Raw genomic sequence first — 19,765 nt, forward strand, 5'->3', positions numbered from 1 at the left:
CTGCTTGACTTCGTGTTGCCTGGGCCCTCGCGCGCTGCACTCAATGCAGCGGCACGAGAATGCGGAAATCCGTCAGACCTGGCCTGCTCTCGCATTCGATCAGGCCATCGTGCTGCTGCACGAAAGTCTGCGCGAGTGTCAGGCCCAGTCCGCTTCCCCCCTCCCGTCCAGACACCAGCGGGAAGAAGATTCGCTCGCGGATGTCGTCCGGGATACCAGGACCGTTGTCCACTACATGCAAGTCCAATGCCAGCTTGTAAAGACGTTTTGCAATCGTGACTTGTCGTGCCACGCGCGTGCGCAAAATGATCTCGCCATCGCCCTGTGCGATGCGGGGCCCGAGGGCGTGCGCTGCGTTGTGGACGATGTTGAGGACCGCCTGAATCAGTTGCTCCTTGTCCCCACGGAACTCCGGCAGGCTGGCGTCGTAATCCCGCACGATGCGCAGGCCATGCGGAAACTCCGCCAGCACGACGGAACGCACGCGTTCCAGCACCTCGTGGATGTTCACGTCGCCCACGATATGAGGGTGCCGGTGCGGCTCCAGCAGGCGGTCCACCAGCGTCTGCAGCCGGTCGGATTCCTTGATGATGACCTGGGTGTATTCGCGCAATGAGCGCTCGGGCAGTTCGAACTCCAGCAACTGCGCCGCACCACGGATACCGCCCAGCGGGTTCTTGATTTCGTGCGCGAGGTTGCGGATCAGCTCCTTGTTGGCGGAGGTGAGGTCCAGCAGACGCTCTTCGCGCTCGCTGCGGATCTTCTGCTCGTTGGGAAGCAACTCCAGCAGCACGGCGCCCGGCGCAAAGTCGAGGGCGCCCACCACCGCGTGCGCATGCAAGGGCTCATGGCCGGGGCGTTCGAGCGACACATCGCGCCGTTTGGCGTCGAACTGGCGAGCAGCCACCGTAGCGATCATTTCCGCCAACTCGGACGGATCTGCAAACAGCTCATGCAGCGAGATCTCCACCAGCTGGCGGCGGGACACGGCCAGGGCGGCTTCAGCGGCAGGGTTAGCGTAGTAGATCGTCAGCGACGGATGGCGGACGAACAGGATGGGATTGGGCACCGCGTCGAGCCCGGGGTACGACGGCGGCGCATTGTGCGAGAACGGAATGGGCGGTGGCCCATCGATGGTGTCGCCGGTGTCGAGGTCAGAACCGGCGAACGCGGACGGCGCGGGGGGCGTCGTCTGTTCCTTGTCATCGCGGCGGGCCGCTTTGCGGATCAGTCGACGCATCGTTGTATTACTCCCTTAGGTTGCCCAGCTCCCGGCGGATGGAATCGACATTGGCCTGGCTGCGTTCGATGTCGCTCTTCAACTGCGCGGTGCGGTCCAGATACTTCTGATAGTTACGCTCGTTGCCCTGGCGCTCGGGTTGGCCGTTGTTGTATTCGGCCTTCAAACCTTGGAGCTTGCGCTCCTCTTCGGCCAATTCGGCCTCCAGCACCTGGCGGCGTTCGCCGTCACGTGCCTTTTGCGTGGCGCTGTCCACGCGCGGGAAACCACCACCCGCATTGCTATTGCTGTTCTGCGCTGGCACCGGTGCAGCCCCTGCGCTGCGCGGGCTGCGGGTGCCCGGCACGGTCACCACGTCGGGCAGCGTCAGCTTCTTGCAGCCCTTCACATTGCCGCTGTTGCGGTATTCCGGCACGCCATTCGGGCCTGTGCACAGATAAACGTCATCAGCGTACGCAGGTGCCTGCACGGACAACGCGGCAAACACCGCAGTGCTGGCAAGCAGTCCGAATGCAATGCGTGAGGAAGGACGGGGCATGAATGAAACCTGGCGGAAATGTCGATCGGGCGCCGGAAATCGGTTGCCCGATTCTGGCGGTCGCTCATTCTAGCCACAAACCTTCCCTTCACAAAAAGGAAGGGCGACCTTCGCCGCCCTCCTTTCACAACCGTCGCGTTGCCCCGACACATAGGCCGGAGCGCTCGCAAATTACAGCGAGTAGTACATCTCGAACTCGAGCGGGTGCGTCGTCATGCGGAAGCGCGTGACTTCTTCCATCTTCAGCTCGATGTACGCGTCCAACATGGCGTTGGAGAACACGCCACCGCGGGTCAGGAACTCGCGATCCTTGTCCAGGTACTCCAGGGCCTGATCCAGGCTCGAGCACACGGTCGGGATCTTTGCGTCTTCTTCCGGCGGCAGATCGTACAGGTTCTTGTCGGCAGCTTCGCCCGGGTGGATCTTGTTCTGCACGCCATCCAGACCGGCCATCAGCAGTGCCGAGAAGCCCAGGTACGGGTTCATCAGCGGATCCGGGAAGCGCGTTTCGATACGGCGGCCCTTCGGGTTGGCCACGTACGGAATACGGATCGAAGCCGAACGGTTACGTGCCGAGTACGCCAGCTTGACCGGAGCCTCGAAGCCCGGCACCAGACGCTTGTACGAGTTCGTGCCCGGGTTCGTCAGCGCGTTCAGCGCGCGAGCGTGCTTGATGATGCCGCCGATGTAGTACAGCGCGAATTCCGACAGACCGGCGTAGCCGTTGCCTGCGAACAGGTTCTGACCGTCCTTCCACACGGATTGGTGAACGTGCATGCCCGAACCGTTGTCGCCCACGACCGGCTTCGGCATGAACGTGGCGGTCTTGCCGTAGGTGTGCGCGACGTTCTGGATCACGTACTTTTGCAGTTGGGTCCAGTCGGCGCGTTGCACCAGCGTGCTGAACTTCGTGCCGATTTCATTCTGGCCTTGGCCAGCCACTTCGTGGTGGTGCACTTCAACCGGAATGCCCAGCGATTCCAGGATCAGGCACATTTCCGAGCGCATGTCTTGGAACGTGTCGATCGGGGCGACCGGGAAGTAGCCGCCCTTCTTGCCCGGACGGTGGCCCGAGTTGCCGTGTTCGAAGTCCTTGCCCGACGACCACGGGGCTTCTTCGGAATGGATCTTCACGAAGCAACCCTGCATGTCGATGTTCCAGGTCACGCCGTCGAAGATGAAGAATTCGGGTTCCGGACCGAAGTAGGCGGCGTCGCCCAGGCCGGAGCTCTTCAGATAGGCTTCGGCGCGCTTGGCGATCGAGCGCGGGTCACGGTCGTAACCCTTGCCGTCCGACGGTTCGACCACGTCGCAGGTCATCACCAGGGTCGGTTCTTCGTAGAACGGGTCGATGTGGGCGGTGTTCGAATCCGGCACCAGCAGCATGTCCGACGCTTCGATGCCCTTCCAACCGGCGATCGACGAACCGTCGAACGCGTGGCCGCTTTCGAACTTGTCTTCGCCGAAGTGCGAAACGGGGACCGAGACGTGCTGCTCCTTACCCTTGGTATCGGTGAAGCGGAAATCGACGAACTTGACGTCGTTTTCCTTCACGAGCTTCATCACGTCTGCAATGCTTTGGGACATGCCATTCTCCTGGTAGCGCAATAACGCAAATCATTGTGAGCCGGTTGTGTGACGGATCCGTGCGACCGCCCTCACCCCGAAACATCTTCTTTCCAGCCAGGCCGCCCGGTATTACCTGACGCCCCCGAAAAAGACCGCGGAAATCTTAGCAGAAAGCATGCCAATCACGACCCGTGGACGGGCATGGCCTCCCGCAAATAGTGCAACTCCTTGGCAGCCCTTGGCTGGCACGGTGCTCGGGCCGGTGCAAAGACCCGCACGAACGTGCAACCGCACTACCGCCAACAGTGTCCGGCTGCCCAGCCAGCATAGCCAATGCACCATGGTAGTGCCCAACAATCGATAAAGCACTGTTTACGTGCGCCAGCACCAAATACGCACCATTCCGGTGATTCACTTCTGTACCCCTGGCCGGCGGGGCTAGAATGTTTGCTTTCCATTCCCGCCATCGCCATGACTGCCACCACACTCACCCGCGAGTCTCTGCTGGAAGCGGCTGCCGCCCGCCGTGAAGCGGACCAGCTGCCGTATTTCGGCGCCCTGTCGCCGCAAGAAGCTGTGGCGCTCCTCGCTGCAGACCCACAAGCCCGCCTGGTGGACGTGCGCACGCGCGCGGAATTGGATTGGGTCGGCACACCGGACGTATCGCCCGGTCAGTTTGTGCATGTGGAGTGGAACCAGTACCCGGGCGGCGTGCGCAACCCGAACTTCCTCAGCGCCCTGGAAGCCACCGTGCCAAAGGATGCGCCGGTGCTGTTCCTGTGCCGCAGCGCAGCGCGGTCAAAGCACGCCGCCGCAGCCGCCGCGCAAGCCGGCTACAAGCAGGCGATGGATGTGCTGGAAGGTTTTGAAGGCGCCAAAGATGGCGAAGGCCACCGCAAAACCGTGGAAGGCTGGTGCTTCCGCGGCTTGCCGTGGCACGGTGCGTGAGCCGATCCGGCCCACGTAGTCAGGACGCCGCTGCGGCGTCCGTTTCGATGATCTCGCCGCCCAGCGCCAGCGCGCCTTCGCGCAGCACCACATAGGCACGCGCCACCGCTTCCGGCGCGCCCTTCACGCCTAGGTCGATGTGCGAGCGGGCATAGCGCTCGCCGCGCGCGGCATCGCCCACGCTGGGCAGGCTGAAGACCTTCACGCCATCGAACTCCGCTTCGATGCGCTCCATCAGCGGCGTCAGCCGTGACTCCGGCAGGCCGAACACCAGGAACGAGCGCTCTTCACGCGGCGCGCGGTGGAATTGATCGGCGTAGTAGGTATCGAGCACCCACTCCATCATAGGCCACGCCATCACCGGGAAGCCCGGCATGAAATGGTGATGCGCCACCGAGAACCCGGGGATGCGGTTGTAGCTGTTCGGGATGATGCGCGCGCCCTGCGGAAACTCACCCATCTTGAAGCGGTGCTGGTTTTCGGGCGTGGACAGATCCCCCTTGACCGGATCACCTGCCGCCGTTTCGGCGATGCGCAGCGAGATCTGCTCGCGCGCGTCCGGATGCAGTTCCAGCGGTACGCCTAACGCGGCAGCAGCGCATTGGCGCGTGTGGTCGTCGGGCGTGGCGCCGATGCCACCGGTGCAGAACACCACGTCGTCGCTGGCAAACGTGCGCTTGAGCACATCGGTGATGCGCGCGGGCTGGTCGCCGACGTACTCGGCCCACTCCAGCGTGAGGCCCCGCTCACCGAGCACTTCGATCAGCTTGCGCAGGTGCTTGTCTTCGCGGCGGCCGGAGAGGATCTCGTCGCCGATGATGATCATGCCGAAAGCCATGTCAGTCCTGATGGTTCTGATTTCTGATGGTTCTGATTATTCGCGGGGCAATTCAATGGTGGTGACTTCGATCACGCTGGCTTCCACCATGCGCGCGGGCGGCGCCTCTGCCCGCAAACGGGCCAGGGCGCGCAGGCAGAAATGGCCGAACCACAGCGCCGAGAAGATGAAGATCAGCACATAGAGCCAAATGACCGCAATCGCGATGATCGGGAACAGCACGATCGTCACCACCGACGACACCCACAGCAGCGTCGGCGCAGAGCCCAGCATGCCAACCGCCACGCCAATGCCGAGCAGCGGCAACCGGTAGCGCTGCATGATCGCGCGGCGCTCCTCGGCCGTGGCGTGATCGGCCAGCGCGTCATAGGTCATCAGGCGATAGGTCAGCCAGCCCCACAGCAGCGGCGGAATCAACGCAAAGAACGGCGGGATCAGCCACAGCGGCAACGTGATGATGGCCACGAGGAGGAACACCAGCGTGCACAGCAGCGCATGCACCGCGCTGCCCATCAACGACCCGCCCTTGCGGCGCTCGAGCTGCGGATAGCTGCGATCCAGAAAGCGCATGACCGGCGGCACCGCCGTCACGCTCACGAACACCAGGATCGACACCACGATCACCGGCACCAGCAACGTGATGACCAGCAGCGGCGCAATGGCCGACCACAAACCCGCCATGCCGATCGTGTTGAGGCCGCTCTTGATCCAGCCCATGAACGCCCAGCTCTCAACAGCACTTCGGGCGATACCGTTCATGGCATCCCAGCCGAAATACAGCACGGCGCCCCACGCCACCACGGCAACGATGAACGGCAACACTGTCAGGAACAACATGCGCGGATGCAGCTGCGAAAGCAGTGCGCGGCCAAACGAGCGAATCAGATCGTTCATGCAGGAAAACAGGGGAAATCAGGGAGCGGACAGCCTAGCACAGCGGGCCGACATGCCACCGGCCCCACTTTATGCGCGGCCGAACAACCGCTTGATGCCAAGCCACTGCTGGCGCAACACACCGCGCCCGTAGTCGCGGGAGCGGCCCTGCGGCGCGGGAAGTTGATCGCGGATACCGGTGGCGTGGTATTCCGGCGAGAAGATGGCGGTACCGAACAGCATGTCCCACCACGGGAACAGCACACCAAAGTTGCAGCCGCCCAGCACGCCCGGCTTGCCCGGCACCTCGTGTCCCAGGCCGATGGCATGGTGCATCCGGTGGAAGCGCGGCGAGATCAGCAACCGCTCGCCCAGCCAGCCGAAGTGCAGCCGCACATTGGCGTGTTGCAGGCTCTGCAGCAACTGTGAAATGGCGACCAGCAGCACGTACTGGGATGGCTCCACCCCAACGACCAGCGCCGCGATCGCAAACACTGCGCCGCGCAACACGTCGTCGAGAATGTGATTGCGGTCGTCCGACCACAGCGTCATCTGCTGCTGGCTGTGGTGCAGCGAATGCAGGTTCCACCACCAATGGAACTTGTGCGACAGACGGTGATACCAGTAGTCGAGCAGATCAAACAGCACCAGGTAGATCAGGAAGCTGACAATGGCGACCGACGTGACGCCTGGCCACCAGTCTTCCACATTCAGGTGCGCCCAGCCCCAGAAACGCAGCTTGCCGTCCAGCGCGTCGATCAGCGGCTGCAGCGTGAAGAACAGCAACAGCGGGAAGAAGCCGAGCCGGTGGAACAGCGTGTAGACAATGTCGGCGCGCACGGCCTTGCGATCGTGCATCGGCTCCACCGGGCGCCAGCGCTCCAGCGGACGAAAAACCAGCAGCAACACGGCGATCTGCACCAGCCCCATCAACAGCCATTCGGTGCCGGGGTACGCATCTTCCACGTAGCCACCCAGGCCGATGGCGTAGGTGATCGGCATCACGACGTGCTGGAACAGCAGGTCCTGCGCTTGGGTGAAGGTGTCGGCAATCCAGTCGAACATGTCAGCGCGCCGCCGGGTGGGCGGCAAACCAGGCCTTGTACTGCGGATGATCGCGCAGCGTGGCGAAGCAGAAACCCTTGCGTTCCAGACCGGTGATCAACGGGTCCAGATCCGCCGGCGCCCACGGGTCTTTGCGCGACCAAATACCCAGGTGCGCCATGGTGATGTCGCCATCGCGCAGGTTGGCCAAAGCCTTGTCGAGCAACATGGCATTCGGATAGCGCTCGGAGGGCAATTCATCGCCCAGAAAACCAGCCGGCGCCCAAGCCACGTGGGCAAAACCACACTGCTTGGCCCAACCTTCGGTGGTTGTCGAAAGATGCCCGCCCGGCGCGCGCCACAGCGGGTCCATCGGCTGGCCCGTCATGGCCTTGAAGCGGTCCGCGCTGCGTTTGAGTTCTGCACAGAATTCCGGCTCGCCCCAGACGACATTGCGGCCGCCCTGCTCGCCAAACTGCGGGCGGAAGCGCACTTTGCCAGCGCCGGCCTCGCCCTTGTAGTAGACGTGGTCGAACGTGTGCGTGCCAAAGGCGTGGCCATCAGCCGCGAGCGATTTCCAGTACGGTGCCCAGCCGTCATCGAGCGTGCTGTCGCCGTGGATCGTCTTCTCGTTGGCGAGGAAGAACGTGGCTTGGATGCGATGGCGGCGCAGCGTGTCGGCAATCAACTGCGCCTGGCTCATGCTGCCGGTGTCGAACGTCAGGTAGACAGTGCCCTTGCAGGCGCCGGCGTTCACACCACCCGGCGCAGCCGTGGCCAGCGCGCACAGTCCCAGCGCCGCCGTGGCGGCCATCGTGCGGAGCATCGACAGGCCAGATTTCATGATCGTCACGCTTTAGAGGAGCGGCGCGCGCGAACGGAAGTAGATGCCGTGCGGCGAGCGCCCGACCTTGATCTTCTCCACCACCGACCGGCTTGCCACATCGACGATCGCCACCGTCTTGGCCCAGCGGCAGGTCACCCAGAGCTGCTTGCCGTCGGCGGTCAGTTCCATGTCGTCCGGGCCGGGCGGCAGGCCGGTGATGTCGCCGACCTTGGTCAACGTCTGCTGATCAATGATGCTGATCGTGCCCGACACGCGGTTGGACAGGAACAGGTGGCGCTTGTCACCCAGCGCACGGAAGTTGTGCGCGCCCTTGCCGGTCGGGATGCGCTTGACGCTGGTGCGGGTGTGCCAGTCGATGACTTCAACGTAGTCAGCGCCGGTCATGCCCACCAGCAGGTATTTCTGATCCGTCGTGACCCACACACCGGCCGGCGCGGAGCCGATGGTCATGCGCCACATCACGGTCTGCGTGGGCAGGTCGATCGCCATCACCTCGTTGGAATCCTGCACGGTGATGAACGCGATCTTGCTGTCTGCCGTGAAGGCGATATGGCTCGGCGTCTTGGCTGCCGGGATTTGCTTGGCGAGGGTGAGTGCGTGGCCGTCCCAGCGGTAGATGTCAACCCGGTCCAGGCGGTTGCCCGTGGTCAGGAACCACTTCTGGTCGGGCGAGAAGCCGATCTGGTACGGGTCATCAATGCGCGGCACGCGTTGCTGAATTTTGCCGGTGATCGGGTCCAGGAAGACCAGATCGTTGCCGACCGCGTTGGCGACGATCAGGGATTTTTCGTCCGGCGTGGCGATCAGGTGATGTGGCTCCTTGCCGATCGGGAAGGTCTCCAGCACCTTGCGGCTATCTTTGTCGATCAAAGAGACGCTTGCGTCGCCCGAATTGAGCACGGTGACGACTTCAGCACGCGCCACGTGCGCGACCATCAAAGCAGCGGTCGACAGGACCAGCGTGGAAAACCAACGGGGGGCAAACGAGGCGCGCGAGGCAGACATAGCGAGAAGATTCAGCAACTTAGCCAATCATTCTAACGCCCGCCCTGACCTCGTCGCTGACACAAATCAAAAAAGAAAGTTGGAACCTTTGTGGCTGGCGACAAAGCAAGCCAGGCTATCGCTGCATGGATTCCCACACCTTCTGCAGCCGCTTGATCGACATCGGCACCGGCGTGCGCAACTCCTGCGCAAACAGCGCGATGCGCAACTCCTCCAGCATCCATCGGAACTCCTCCATGCGCGGGTCGGTGCCGCCCTGCCCTTGCACGCGCAGTGCCTTCTCCGCGCGTTGGTACTGTTGGACGAGCGGCGCCATCTCCTGCATGCGCTGCGTGTCACGCGTCGGATCGGCCTTGAGCTTGTCGATGCGCAGCGCGATGCCCTTCAGGTAGCGAGGGAAGTGCTGCAATTGCGCATACGGCGTCGCTTCGATAAAGCGCTTGTGCATCAGCGTCTTGAGCTGCGCGTCGATATCGGCATACGCGGCTGCGAACGGCTTGGCAATCTGCAGCTTGCGCGGCATCTGGGCGTATTCCGCCAGGATCGCGCCGACCAACCGTGCAATTTCCTGCGCCAGCAGCGTCAGGCGGGCGCGGCTTTCGTCCTTGCGGGCGCCGAAAGTGGCGTCGTCTGTAGGCAGCGGGTCTTGCAGGCAGGCGCGTTCCAGCGTGGCATCCAGAATCTGGTCGCGCAGTTCGTCCTGCGTACCGAGGTTCATGAACTGGATGGCCATCTGCGATAGCCCCGGGATGTTCTTCTCCAGGTACTTCAACGGCTCGCGCAGTTGGATCGCAAACAGCCGGCGTAGGCCCAGCCGATGGATGCGCGTGGCCTCGGCCGGATCGTCAAAGACTTCGACATCGCAGTGGTCGCCCGCGTCGACGAGTGCGGGATAGCCGAACAGCGTTTGGTTGCCTTTGCGGATCTCCAGCAGCTCGGGCAGCTCGCCGAAATTCCAAGTGGTGAGGCCGGAATACAGCGCCGCATTGGACGGCGCTTCGCCCTTGCCGCTCTTGTTCGGCTTCGCATTCTCCTGCGCGCCGATGACCGCCGCGTCTTTCGCCGCAATCGACTGGAACGTCTGCTGCGCACGTCCACCGAGTTCTGCGCGTAGCTGGGCCAAGTTGCGGCCCATGTCGAGCTGGCGACCGTGCTCGTCGATCACCTTGAAGTTCATGAAGTGATGCGCGGGCAGCGTTTCGAGCTTGAAGTCGGCGCGCTTGAGCATGATGCCGGTCTGCTCGCGCACGTCGGCGATCAGGCGATCGAGCAAGTCGCCGTCGCCCAGCCGCACGCGCGACACGAAACCGGCGGCATAGTCGGGCAGCGGCACGCAATGGCGGCGCAGCTTCTGCGGCAGGCTCTTGAGCAGCAGATGCACCTTCTCCTTGAGCATGCCGGGCACCAGCCATTCGGCGCGCTGCGCGGGCACTTGGTTGAGTGCGTACAGCGGCACCGTCAGCGTCACGCCATCGCGCGGGCTGCCTGGCTCGAAGTGGTACGTGAGACCCATGTCGATGCCGGCAATCGGCAGCACCTTCGGGAACAGATCGGTCGTGATGCCGGCCGCTTCGTGCCGCATCAGGTCATCGCGATTCAGGTACAGCAGCTTCTGGCCGCTCTTGCCCTGCGCACCGGCCGCCTCGGCATACCAGCGCTCGAACGACACCGTGTTGTAGATGTCCGCCGGGATCTGGCTGTCGTAGAACGCGTAGATCAGCTCGTCGTCCACCAACACATCTTGGCGGCGGGACTTGTGTTCGAGGTTCTCGATCTCGCGCACCAGCCGCTGGTTGTGCGTGAAGAACGGCAGGCGCGTCTCAAACTCGCCATCGACGAGCGCGCGACGGATGAACATCTCGCGCGCCTCTTTCGGCTGCATCGGCCCGAAATGCACGCGGCGCTGCTGGTAGATCGGCAGCCCGTACAGCGTGCCGCGCTCGAAGGCCATCACCTGGCCGGCTTTCTTCTCCCAGTGCGGATCGCTCCACGACACCTTCAGCAGGTGCGCGCCGACCTTCTCCACCCACTCGGGCTCGATGCGCGCGAGCGTGCGGCCGAACAGGCGGCTGGTCTCGATCAGTTCGCCGCCGACGACCCACTTGCCCGCCTTGCGCGCAATGACCGAGCCCGGCCACAGGAAGAACTTGATGCCGCGTGCACCAAGGTATTCGCGGCCCTTGCCATCGGCTTCTTCAATACGCACGCCGATGTTGCCGAGCAAACCCGTCAGCAGCGCCAGATGCAACTGCTCGTAGGTCGGATCGGTTTCATTGAGCTTCCAGCCCTGCTCCGCCACCGTGGTGTGCAATTGCGAATGCACATCACGCCATTCGCGCAACCGCACGTGCGACAGGAAGTGCGATCGGCAATTCTCCTGCAACTGCTTGTTCGATTTCTTGTGCGCGATCGCCTCTTCAAACCACTTCCACAGCTTCACCCAGCCGAGGAATTCGGATTTCTCGTCGGCAAACTGCCGGTGTGCCTGGTCGGCCTGTTGCTGCAGTTCCTGCGGACGCTCGCGCGGGTCCTGCACAGATAACGCGCTCGCGATGATGAGCATCTCACGCAGGCACTGGTGGTCGCGCCCGGCCAGGATCATCCGCGCCACACGCGGGTCCAGTGGCAGGCGGGCGACCTGCTTGCCGAGTGGCGTCAGTGCATTCTCGTCGTCGACGGCACCGAGTTCCTGCAGGAGCTGGTAGCCATCGGCAATCGCACGGCCCAACGGCGGCTCGATGAAGGGGAATTGCTCGACATCGGTCAACCGCAGCGCCTTCATGCGCAGGATGACCGCCGCCAGCGAGGAACGCAGGATTTCCGGATCGGTAAAACGCGGCCGCGCGATGAAATCCGACTCTTCATACAGTCGGATGCAGACGCCATCAGCCACCCGGCCGCAACGGCCTGCGCGCTGGTTCGCCGCGGCCTGCGACACCGGCTCAATCTGCAGTTGCTCGACCTTGTTGCGATACGAATAGCGCTTCACGCGCGCCAGCCCCGTGTCGACCACGTAGCGGATGCCCGGCACCGTGAGCGAGGTCTCGGCCACGTTGGTCGCCAACACAATGCGCCGCGCGTTGGACGGCCGGAACACGCGCTCCTGCTCCTGCACGGAGAGCCGCGCAAACAGCGGCAGGATCTCGGTATGCGCGGGATGGTGCTTGCGCAGCGCCTCGGCCGCCTCGCGAATCTCGCGCTCGCCCGGCAGGAAGATCAGCACATCGCCGGAGCCTTCGCGGGCGAGTTCGTCCACCGCATCGACAAGCGCTTCGTAGAGATCGCGCTCCTTGTCCTTCTCATCGCGCTGGACGGGTCGGTAGCGCACTTCCACCGGATACAGCCGGCCGCTGACTTCGATGACTGGCGCCGGGCCCTTGGGCCCAGCAAAGTGCTCGGCAAAGCGCTGCGCGTCGATGGTCGCCGAGGTGATGATGATCTTCAGGTCCGGCCGGCGCGGCAGGAGCTGCTTCAGGTAACCGAGCAGGAAATCGATGTTGAGGCTGCGTTCATGCGCCTCGTCGATGATGATCGTGTCGTAGGCGCGCAGCAGCGGATCGTTCTGCGTTTCGGCCAGCAGGATGCCGTCGGTCATCAGCTTGACCGACGCACCGGCGGAGAGCACATCGTTAAAGCGCACCTGATAGCCCACGTGCTCGCCCACCGGCGTGCCGATCTCCTGCGCAATTCGCTTAGCCGTCGATGTGGCGGCAATCCGGCGCGGCTGCGTATGGCCGATCAACCCGGTGCCGCCCGCGCCGATGCCCCGCCCGATCGACAGGCAGATCTTGGGCAACTGCGTGGTCTTGCCCGAGCCGGTCTCACCCGAGACGATCACCACCTGGTGCTTGGCGATGGCCTCGGCAATTTCGTCACGCCGGCCCGAAACGGGCAGCGCCTCAGGAAACGTGATCGGCGGAACGCGGTTGGCGCGTGCGCGGCGGGCCTCCAGCGCGGCGGCGAGTTCTTCCGGCGTAGGCTTCGGGCGACGCTGTGGACGACCGTTGCCGCCGGGCTTGCGCGCGGGCGGCGGGGTGTCTTTCGGCTGGGGTCGGGAGGGCGCCGCAGACTGCGGCTTGGCGTGGGAATCTGACATCGGGCGGGATTATAATCCGCGCATCTTTCCCGCGCCCCGTGCCGCCTTCCCTCCTCCGCCCGTGACCGCTCGTTCTTCCGCCCCTGCTCCTGGCGTTCCGCCCGGTGTTTCCTTGGTCGCTCACACGCCCGCCTCTGTCGACGTCGCTCCGATCCCGCCCACGCCTGAGCAGCAACAGTTCGTGGACTGGCTGCGCGAGGTGGCGCCGTACATCCACGCCTTCCGCGACAAGACCTTCGTCATCGGCTTTGGTGGCGAGCTGGTCCAGGCCGGCATGCTCGGCTGGCTGGTCAATGACCTCGCCCTGCTGCATGCGATGGGCATGCGCATCGTGCTGGTGCACGGCTCGCGCCCGCAGGTGGAAGAGCAGCTCGCCCTGCGCAACGTGCAAACCCAGTTCGTGGATGGCGTGCGCGTGACGGACGCCGCTGCGCTGGAGTCCGCCAAGGAAGCCTCGGGCGAATTGCGTCTGGACATCGAAGCTGCCTTCAGCCAGGGCCTACCGAACACGCCGATGGCCGGCGCACGGATGTCGGTAGTCTCGGGCAATTTCGTGACGGCACGGCCGGTGGGCATCGTCAACGGCGTGGATTTCCAGCACACGGGGCTGGTGCGCAAGATCGATGCAGACTCGATCCAGCATTCGCTGGCCAACCGCAAGATCGTGCTGCTCTCGCCGCTGGGCTTTTCGCCCACGGGGCAGGCGTTCAACCTGTCGATGGAAGACGTGGCCGCCAACACCGCCACGGCGCTCAAGGCCGACAAGCTGATCTTCATCACCGAGCTGCCGGGCATCATGGACCGCGTGGGCAAGCTGCAGCAGGACCTGTCGCTGGAAACCGCCATCGAGCGCCTGCGCGACGGCAGCCTGCCGAACGACACGGCCTACTACCTGCAGCACATCGTCAAGGCGATGCGCGGCGGCGTGCGCCGGGCACACGTGATCCCGTTTGCGCTGGATGGCAGCATCCTGCTGGAGCTGTTCCTGCACGACGGCGTGGGCACCATGGTGTCGCACACCGATCTGGAATACCTGCGCGAAGCCACGCTGGATGACGTGGGCGGCATCGTCTCGCTGATCGAACCGCTGGAAGCCGACGGCACGCTGGTGCCACGCGAGCGCCGGCTGCTGGAGCGCGACATCGCCAACTTCTCGGTCATCGAGCACGACGGCATCATCTTTGGCTGCGTGGCGCTGTATCCGTACCCGAAGGACGGCATGGCCGAAATGGCTTGCCTGATCGTCTCCCCCGACAGCCAAGGCACCGGCGACGGCGAACGCCTGCTCAAGCACACCGAAGTTCGCGCCCGCGCGCTGGGCCTCAAGCAGCTGTTCGTGCTCACCACGCGGACGGAACACTGGTTCCTCAAGCGCGGCTTTGTGCGCGCCACCGTGGACGATCTGCCCGAAGACCGCCGCAAGCTCTACAACTGGCAGCGGCGCTCGATGGTGCTGATGAAGAAGCTCTAAGAGCTGCAAGCCCTTAGCTGGCATGCCGGAATCCCGAACATGCCAGTTGGCCGCTTTACAATAACGCCACCTGCGTCGCACACAAGCGGCGCTCCCGCCACACAAGAGGAATCCCCATGGCCCGCATGGTCCACTGCATCAAGCTCGACAAGGAAGCCGAAGGCCTCGACTTCCCGCCCCTGCCCGGCGAACTGGGCAAGAAGATCTGGCAAAGCGTTTCGAAGGAAGCCTGGGCCGGCTGGCTCAAGCATCAGACCATGCTGATCAACGAAAACCGCCTGAACATGGCGGATACGCGCGCACGCCAGTACCTGCTCAAGCAGACCGAGAAGTACTTCTTTGGCGAAGGCGCCGACGAGGCTTCGGGCTACGTGCCGCCGTCGGCTTGATCTGCCGAGACAAACAAAAAGCCGTTCAGCGCAAACTGAACGGCTTTTTTGCTTTCTGGGCACCCGCCCGGCGACTATGCCGGCACGGCGGCGTCCTCCAGCTTGAAGATGGCCACGGCGCGGCGCAGTGCGCCGGCCTGGTCGGCCATGGCTTGCGCGGCGGCGGAGGCTTCCTCCACCAACGCTGCGTTTTGCTGCGTGACCTCCTCGATCTGGCCCACGGCAATGTTCACTTGCTCGATGCCCGTGCTCTGCTCCGTCGAAGCGGAAGAGATTTCCGCCACGATCTGCGTGACACGGTGTACCGAGGCAACGATGTCGTCGATGATGCCGCCGGCCTCGTGTACCAGCTTCGCGCCTGCCTCGACCCGCTCGGTTGACTGACCGATCAATCCCTTGATCTCCTTGGCCGCCGATGCGCTGCGTTGCGCCAGCGTGCGCACTTCACCGGCCACCACGGCAAAGCCGCGGCCTTGCTCGCCGGCGCGAGCGGCTTCTACCGCCGCGTTCAGCGCAAGAATGTTGGTCTGGAAGGCGATGCTGTCGATGACGCCGATGATCTCGCCCACCTTGGCCGAACTCTCCGAGATGCCGCGCATGGTCTGCACGACATCGCTCATCACCTGACCACCGCGCGCTGCGGTGTCCGACGCATGGCCGGCCAAGGTGGTGGCCTGCACCGCGCTCTCCGAATTGCGGCGCACGGTGGCGGTCAACTCGCCCATGTTGGCGGCGGTTTCCTCCAGCGAGGCCGCCTGCTCTTCGGTGCGTGATGACAGGTTCAGGTTGCCCGACGCAATCTGCGCGCTGGCCGAGGCCACGCCTTCAGCATTGCGACGGACCTCACTCACCACACTGGCGAGGCTGCGCTGCATGTCCTTCAGAGCGATCAGCAGTTGGGCAATTTCATCGGTGCCCTGCGGTTCATAGATGTTCGCCAGATCGCCCTGCGACACAGTGCGCGCCACATTCACCGCGCGGGACAGCGGCCGCGTGATCGACCGGCTGAATACAAACGCGCCACCCAGCCCCAGCCCGAACGCAGCCAGCATCAGCGCCACGCTGACCACCAGCGCGGTATGCGCGGTCTCTGCGGTCTTGGCCGACACTGCTGCGCTTTCGGCGGCAATTTCAGCGGCCGCCTCGTCCAGCAGGCGCGCGGGTTCACGGTCCACACCGGCCACGACCTTGTCGCCGACCTTCGGGTCAAACGACGCCGCCACAAACATGTCGTGGCCCTTGCGATAGCCCTCGCCCATGTTGGTATGGGCGGCGGCAAACTGCGCAATCAGATCGCGGCTCTTGCCGGCCGGCAACGCGGCCTGCAGCGCCTTCGCCTGCTCGTTCACCGCCTGCTCGCGCTTGAGAAAGGCGCCCCAGTACTTGTCCAGCTTGTCGGGGTCCTGGCCGCGCAGCAGGGTGTCTTTCCATTCCTGCACCTGAGTCTTGAAGGTGACCAGCATCTTCGTCACTGCACGTTCGTCGGCGGCGCGAGCCTGCACGGTGGTGTTGTATTCGACGATGGAGTGATTGAGCGAGGCAATGCCGTAGATCGCCCCGGCAAACATCAACAGCAATGCGGCGGCAAAGGCCAGGGGGAGTTTGAGAGAGAGTTTCATGGTGTTCCGGGTAAGACGATTGCGCTGACGGCATCGACCGCATCTTGTGAATGCGGGCAATGTCAGCGGCATGGGAGCCACTGCGTTCGTCTTATCGACCACTTAACGCATTGCTTAATTCTGTTTTCAACAATATGCACATCGCAAACGCTCAACTGCCGCGAATGTGATTTGCCTGCCGCACAAAAAAAGACCGCCCATGCAGTGAGCGGTCTTTGCCTTGGCACACATAGCGCGTTACTTTGCGGTCGACACCGCCTCGGTAGCGCGATCGACGGCATGTGGTGTGCGGCGCGCATTGGCAAGGCGGATGGCGTCGTAATACGCCGCCGCCGGTGGACGCTTCAGGTACTGCCCCGCCCCGCGCACGGCGCGTAGGTCGCCATTGGCCCAGGCCAGCGCGCCACGTGTGAGCGTATGGGTGGCCACGCCGCGCACCGTCATCCCTTCGAAGATGTTGAAGTCCACCTTCTGGTGATGCGTCTTCACGGAAATCGTCTTGCTGCCCGCCGGGTCCCACACCACCAGATCGGCGTCCGCACCGGGCTGCACAGCGCCCTTGCGCGGATAGAGATTGAAGATCTGCGCGGCGTTGGTGGAGGTGATGCGCACGAACTCGTTGGGCGTGATGCGGCCCGCGTTGACGCCGTGATGCCACAGGATGGAGAGGCGATCCTCAATGCCGCCGCAGCCATTCGGGATCTTGGTGAAGTCTTCCCGGCCCATGGCTTTTTGCGATGCGCAGAACGTGCAATGGTCAGTGCCGGTGGTGTGTAGCTGGCCGGCCTGCAGCCCGCGCCACAGCGCTTCACGATGTTCAGCCGAGCGAAACGGTGGGCTCATGACGTGGGCGGCGGCGCGCGTCCAGTCCGGGTCGCGGTACACCGACTCATCGATCACCAGATGGCCCGGCAGTACCTCGCCGAACACGCGCAGGCCCTCGTTGCGCGCGCGGGCAATCACGTCCACCGCATCCTTGGCCGACACGTGCACGATATACACCGGCACGCCCAGCACCTGTGCGATGCGAATGGCGCGGTTGGCGGCCTCGCCCTCCACCTCGGGCGGGCGCGACAGCGGATGCGCCTCCGGCCCCGTGATGCCGCGCGCGAGCAACTGGCGCTGGAGCTGGAAGACCAGTTCACCGTTTTCCGCGTGCACGGTGGGCAACGCGCCCAGTTCGAGCGAGCGCGAGAAGCTGTTCACCAGGATCTCGTCGTCGGCCATGATCGCGTTCTTGTAGGCCATGAAATGCTTGAAGCTGGAGACGCCATGCTCGTGCACCAGCGCGCCCATATCACGATGCACCGACTCATCCCACCACGTCACGGCGACGTGGAAGCCGTAGTCGGTAGCGGCCTTCTCGGCCCAGCCGCACCATTCGCGAAAGGCGTCCATCAGCGGCTGGCGCGGGCTGGGGATCACGAAGTCGATGATGCTGGTGGTGCCACCCGCCAGGCCCGCCGCCGTGCCGGTAAAGAAATCATCGATGGCCGTGGTGCCCATGAAGGGCAGCTCCATGTGCGTATGCGGATCAATGCCGCCGGGCATGACGTATTGCCCGTGCGCATCAATGACCGTGGCGCCGGCCGGCGCGTCGATCTGCGCGGCCACCTGCAGGATGGTGCCGCCGCTCTCTGGGCTGTCGCACAGCACGTCGGCACGCCAGGTGCGGTCTGCATCGATGACCGTGCCGCCACGGATCAGGGTCGTCATGTCGCTGTCTCCTTGTGGGTTGTGTGGGTGTGCAGGTAGCCAGCTTCAGGCGCTTGCCACGCTGGCGCTCGGGCTGCCGCGCAGCTTCATCCACGCGCTGTAGACCAGCGCCGCCAGCACGAGGCCAACGAACCACGCGTACGTGTAGAGCGTGTTGAAGAACGCCGGCACGTTCGGGAACGCGCTCGGAAAGGCGGTATGCAGAAAACCCGGCAGGTTAGGCAGCACGCCCACGGCCAGCGCCACCACCGCGCCGAGATTCCAGCCGCCGGTGTAGGCGTATTCGCCGTTCTCTTCGAACAGCTCGCGCGCGTTCAGGCGTGTGCCGCGAATGAGGAAGTAGTCGACCATCATGATGCCGGCTACCGGCCCCAGCAGCGCGGAATAGCCCACCAGCCACGTGAAGATGTAGCCCTCGGACGTGGCCAGAATCTTCCACGGCATCATCACGATGGCGATGGTGGCCGTGATCAACCCGCCCGTCTTGTACGAGATGCCCTTGGGCCACAGGCTGGAGAAGTCGTATGCGGGCCCGACCAGGTTCGCCGCCAGGTTGCAGCACATGGTGTCCAGCGTGAGGATGATGAGCGCGATACCCACGCCGATACCGGTCATGCGGCTGGTGAGGTCGATCGGGTCCCAGATGGCCTTGCCGTAGATGACCACGGTGGCCGACGTGACCACGACCGAGATGACCGATAGCAACGCCATCGGAATCGGCAAGCCGATCGACTGGCCAACGATCTGGTCACGCTGCGATTTGGCAAAGCGCGTGAAGTCTGGAATGTTCAGCGCCAGCGTCGCCCAGAAGCCAACCATGGCCGTGAGACTCGGCCAGAACGTTGCCCAGAACAGCCCCTCTTTCTTGCCCCCCGCCACGAACTGCGATGGCGTGGAAAGCATCGAGCCGACACCGCCCGCCTTGGAGGTCGCCCACCACACCAGCACGATGCACATCACGATCTTGATGGGGGCGGACCAGCTTTCCAGCCAGCGGATCGAATCGGTGCCGTGCAGGATGAAGTAAAGCTGCAGCGCCCAGAACAACAGGAAGCACGCAAGCTGGCCGCCCGAGATATCAAGAAACGGCATCGCGGCGCCATGCAGGGCATTGCCCGTCAGGATGTTGGCCAGGGTGTAGATGGCACTGCCGCCCAGCCACGTCTGGATGCCATACCAACCGCACGCAACGATGGCGCGCAGCAGCGCCGGCAGCTTCGCCCCCTGCGTGCCGAACGAGGTACGCACCAGCACCGCATACGGAATCCCGTGCTTGGCGCCCGCGTGGCCGATCAATAGCATCGGCACCAGCACGATCGCGTTGCCCAGCAGCACCGTCGCCACCGCCTGCCACGGCGACATGCCCTGCTCCGTCAATCCCGCAGCCAGCATGTACGAGGCGATGTTCATCACCATGCCGACCCACAGCGCTGCAAAGTGGTACCACTTCCAGGTGCGCTGGGCCACGCCGGTGGGCGCCAGGTCATCGTTGTAAAGACTGCTGCCGGCCGCGAGCGGTTCGGCTGGGTGCGCTGCCTGCTTCATTGAAAGACCTCCACGGATTGTTGGCGC

Annotated in this window: 15 protein-coding genes; 3 read left to right on the forward strand and 12 right to left on the reverse strand. The window is 64.0% G+C overall.

Annotated features, from left to right (window positions below):
• Positions 1 to 40: 40 nt before the first annotated feature.
• From glnL to ACN9M1_RS09005, 3 genes are all read right to left on the reverse strand, one after another.
• Complete coding sequence (glnL, locus tag ACN9M1_RS08995) at positions 41 to 1,240, reverse strand: nitrogen regulation protein NR(II) (RefSeq protein ID WP_426393694.1); 1,200 nt, start codon at positions 1,238 to 1,240, stop codon at positions 41 to 43.
• Positions 1,241 to 1,247: 7 nt separating this feature from the next.
• Positions 1,248 to 1,778 (reverse strand): DUF4124 domain-containing protein, encoded by a 531-nt coding sequence (locus tag ACN9M1_RS09000; RefSeq protein ID WP_426393695.1) that lies wholly within the window; start codon positions 1,776 to 1,778, stop codon positions 1,248 to 1,250.
• A 171-nt stretch (positions 1,779 to 1,949) separates the two neighbouring features.
• The gene (locus tag ACN9M1_RS09005; RefSeq protein ID WP_426393697.1) at positions 1,950 to 3,365 is read right to left on the reverse strand and encodes a 3-hydroxylaminophenol mutase; all 1,416 of its coding nucleotides are present in this window, start codon (positions 3,363 to 3,365) and stop codon (positions 1,950 to 1,952) included.
• Between the two features lie 453 nt (positions 3,366 to 3,818).
• On the opposite strand from ACN9M1_RS09005, the gene ACN9M1_RS09010 reads away from it, so the two are divergent.
• Positions 3,819 to 4,295: a rhodanese-like domain-containing protein gene (locus ACN9M1_RS09010; RefSeq protein WP_426393699.1), complete on the forward strand. Its 477-nt coding sequence runs from the start codon at positions 3,819 to 3,821 to the stop codon at positions 4,293 to 4,295.
• 19 nt (positions 4,296 to 4,314) lie between these two features.
• Here ACN9M1_RS09010 and ACN9M1_RS09015 read toward each other — a convergent pair whose 3' ends face one another.
• The 6 genes from ACN9M1_RS09015 to hrpA all read right to left on the reverse strand — a co-directional run bounded on the left by ACN9M1_RS09015 (position 4,315) and on the right by hrpA (position 12,998).
• Positions 4,315 to 5,133 (reverse strand): competence/damage-inducible protein A, encoded by an 819-nt coding sequence (locus tag ACN9M1_RS09015; RefSeq protein ID WP_426393701.1) that lies wholly within the window; start codon positions 5,131 to 5,133, stop codon positions 4,315 to 4,317.
• A 36-nt stretch (positions 5,134 to 5,169) separates the two neighbouring features.
• Entirely contained in the window at positions 5,170 to 6,027 is an 858-nt protein-coding gene (locus ACN9M1_RS09020) for an EI24 domain-containing protein (protein ID WP_426393703.1), read from the reverse strand.
• 69 nt (positions 6,028 to 6,096) lie between these two features.
• Positions 6,097 to 7,071 carry a sterol desaturase family protein gene (locus tag ACN9M1_RS09025; RefSeq protein WP_426393705.1) on the reverse strand — a complete coding sequence of 325 codons (975 nt, stop codon included), beginning with the start codon at positions 7,069 to 7,071 and terminating at the stop codon, positions 6,097 to 6,099.
• A gap of 1 nt (position 7,072) precedes the next feature.
• Positions 7,073 to 7,894 (reverse strand): polysaccharide deacetylase family protein, encoded by an 822-nt coding sequence (locus tag ACN9M1_RS09030; protein WP_426393707.1) that lies wholly within the window; start codon positions 7,892 to 7,894, stop codon positions 7,073 to 7,075.
• A 12-nt stretch (positions 7,895 to 7,906) separates the two neighbouring features.
• Positions 7,907 to 8,902 (reverse strand): cytochrome D1 domain-containing protein, encoded by a 996-nt coding sequence (locus ACN9M1_RS09035; protein ID WP_426393709.1) that lies wholly within the window; start codon positions 8,900 to 8,902, stop codon positions 7,907 to 7,909.
• 115 nt (positions 8,903 to 9,017) lie between these two features.
• Positions 9,018 to 12,998, reverse strand: a complete 3,981-nt coding sequence (gene hrpA / locus ACN9M1_RS09040; protein WP_426393710.1) for an ATP-dependent RNA helicase HrpA — start codon at positions 12,996 to 12,998, stop codon at positions 9,018 to 9,020.
• A 61-nt stretch (positions 12,999 to 13,059) separates the two neighbouring features.
• On the opposite strand from hrpA, the gene argA reads away from it, so the two are divergent.
• Together argA and ACN9M1_RS09050 are read left to right on the forward strand one after the other, a co-directional pair.
• Entirely contained in the window at positions 13,060 to 14,469 is a 1,410-nt protein-coding gene (argA, locus tag ACN9M1_RS09045; RefSeq protein WP_426393712.1) for an amino-acid N-acetyltransferase, read from the forward strand.
• Positions 14,470 to 14,585: 116 nt separating this feature from the next.
• Positions 14,586 to 14,858 (forward strand): oxidative damage protection protein, encoded by a 273-nt coding sequence (locus tag ACN9M1_RS09050; RefSeq protein ID WP_426393713.1) that lies wholly within the window; start codon positions 14,586 to 14,588, stop codon positions 14,856 to 14,858.
• 74 nt (positions 14,859 to 14,932) lie between these two features.
• On the opposite strand, the gene ACN9M1_RS09055 is transcribed toward ACN9M1_RS09050, so the two are convergent.
• From ACN9M1_RS09055 to ACN9M1_RS09065, 3 genes are all read right to left on the reverse strand, one after another.
• Positions 14,933 to 16,477 (reverse strand): methyl-accepting chemotaxis protein, encoded by a 1,545-nt coding sequence (locus ACN9M1_RS09055; protein WP_426393714.1) that lies wholly within the window; start codon positions 16,475 to 16,477, stop codon positions 14,933 to 14,935.
• Between the two features lie 237 nt (positions 16,478 to 16,714).
• Entirely contained in the window at positions 16,715 to 18,193 is a 1,479-nt protein-coding gene (gene hydA / locus ACN9M1_RS09060; protein ID WP_426393716.1) for a dihydropyrimidinase, read from the reverse strand.
• A 45-nt stretch (positions 18,194 to 18,238) separates the two neighbouring features.
• Positions 18,239 to 19,738, reverse strand: a complete 1,500-nt coding sequence (locus ACN9M1_RS09065) for an NCS1 family nucleobase:cation symporter-1 (protein ID WP_426393718.1) — start codon at positions 19,736 to 19,738, stop codon at positions 18,239 to 18,241.
• Between the last annotated feature and the right edge of the window lie 27 nt (positions 19,739 to 19,765).

It is taken from the genome of Ralstonia sp. R-29, from assembly GCF_049913345.1.
GTDB lineage: Bacteria > Pseudomonadota > Gammaproteobacteria > Burkholderiales > Burkholderiaceae > Ralstonia.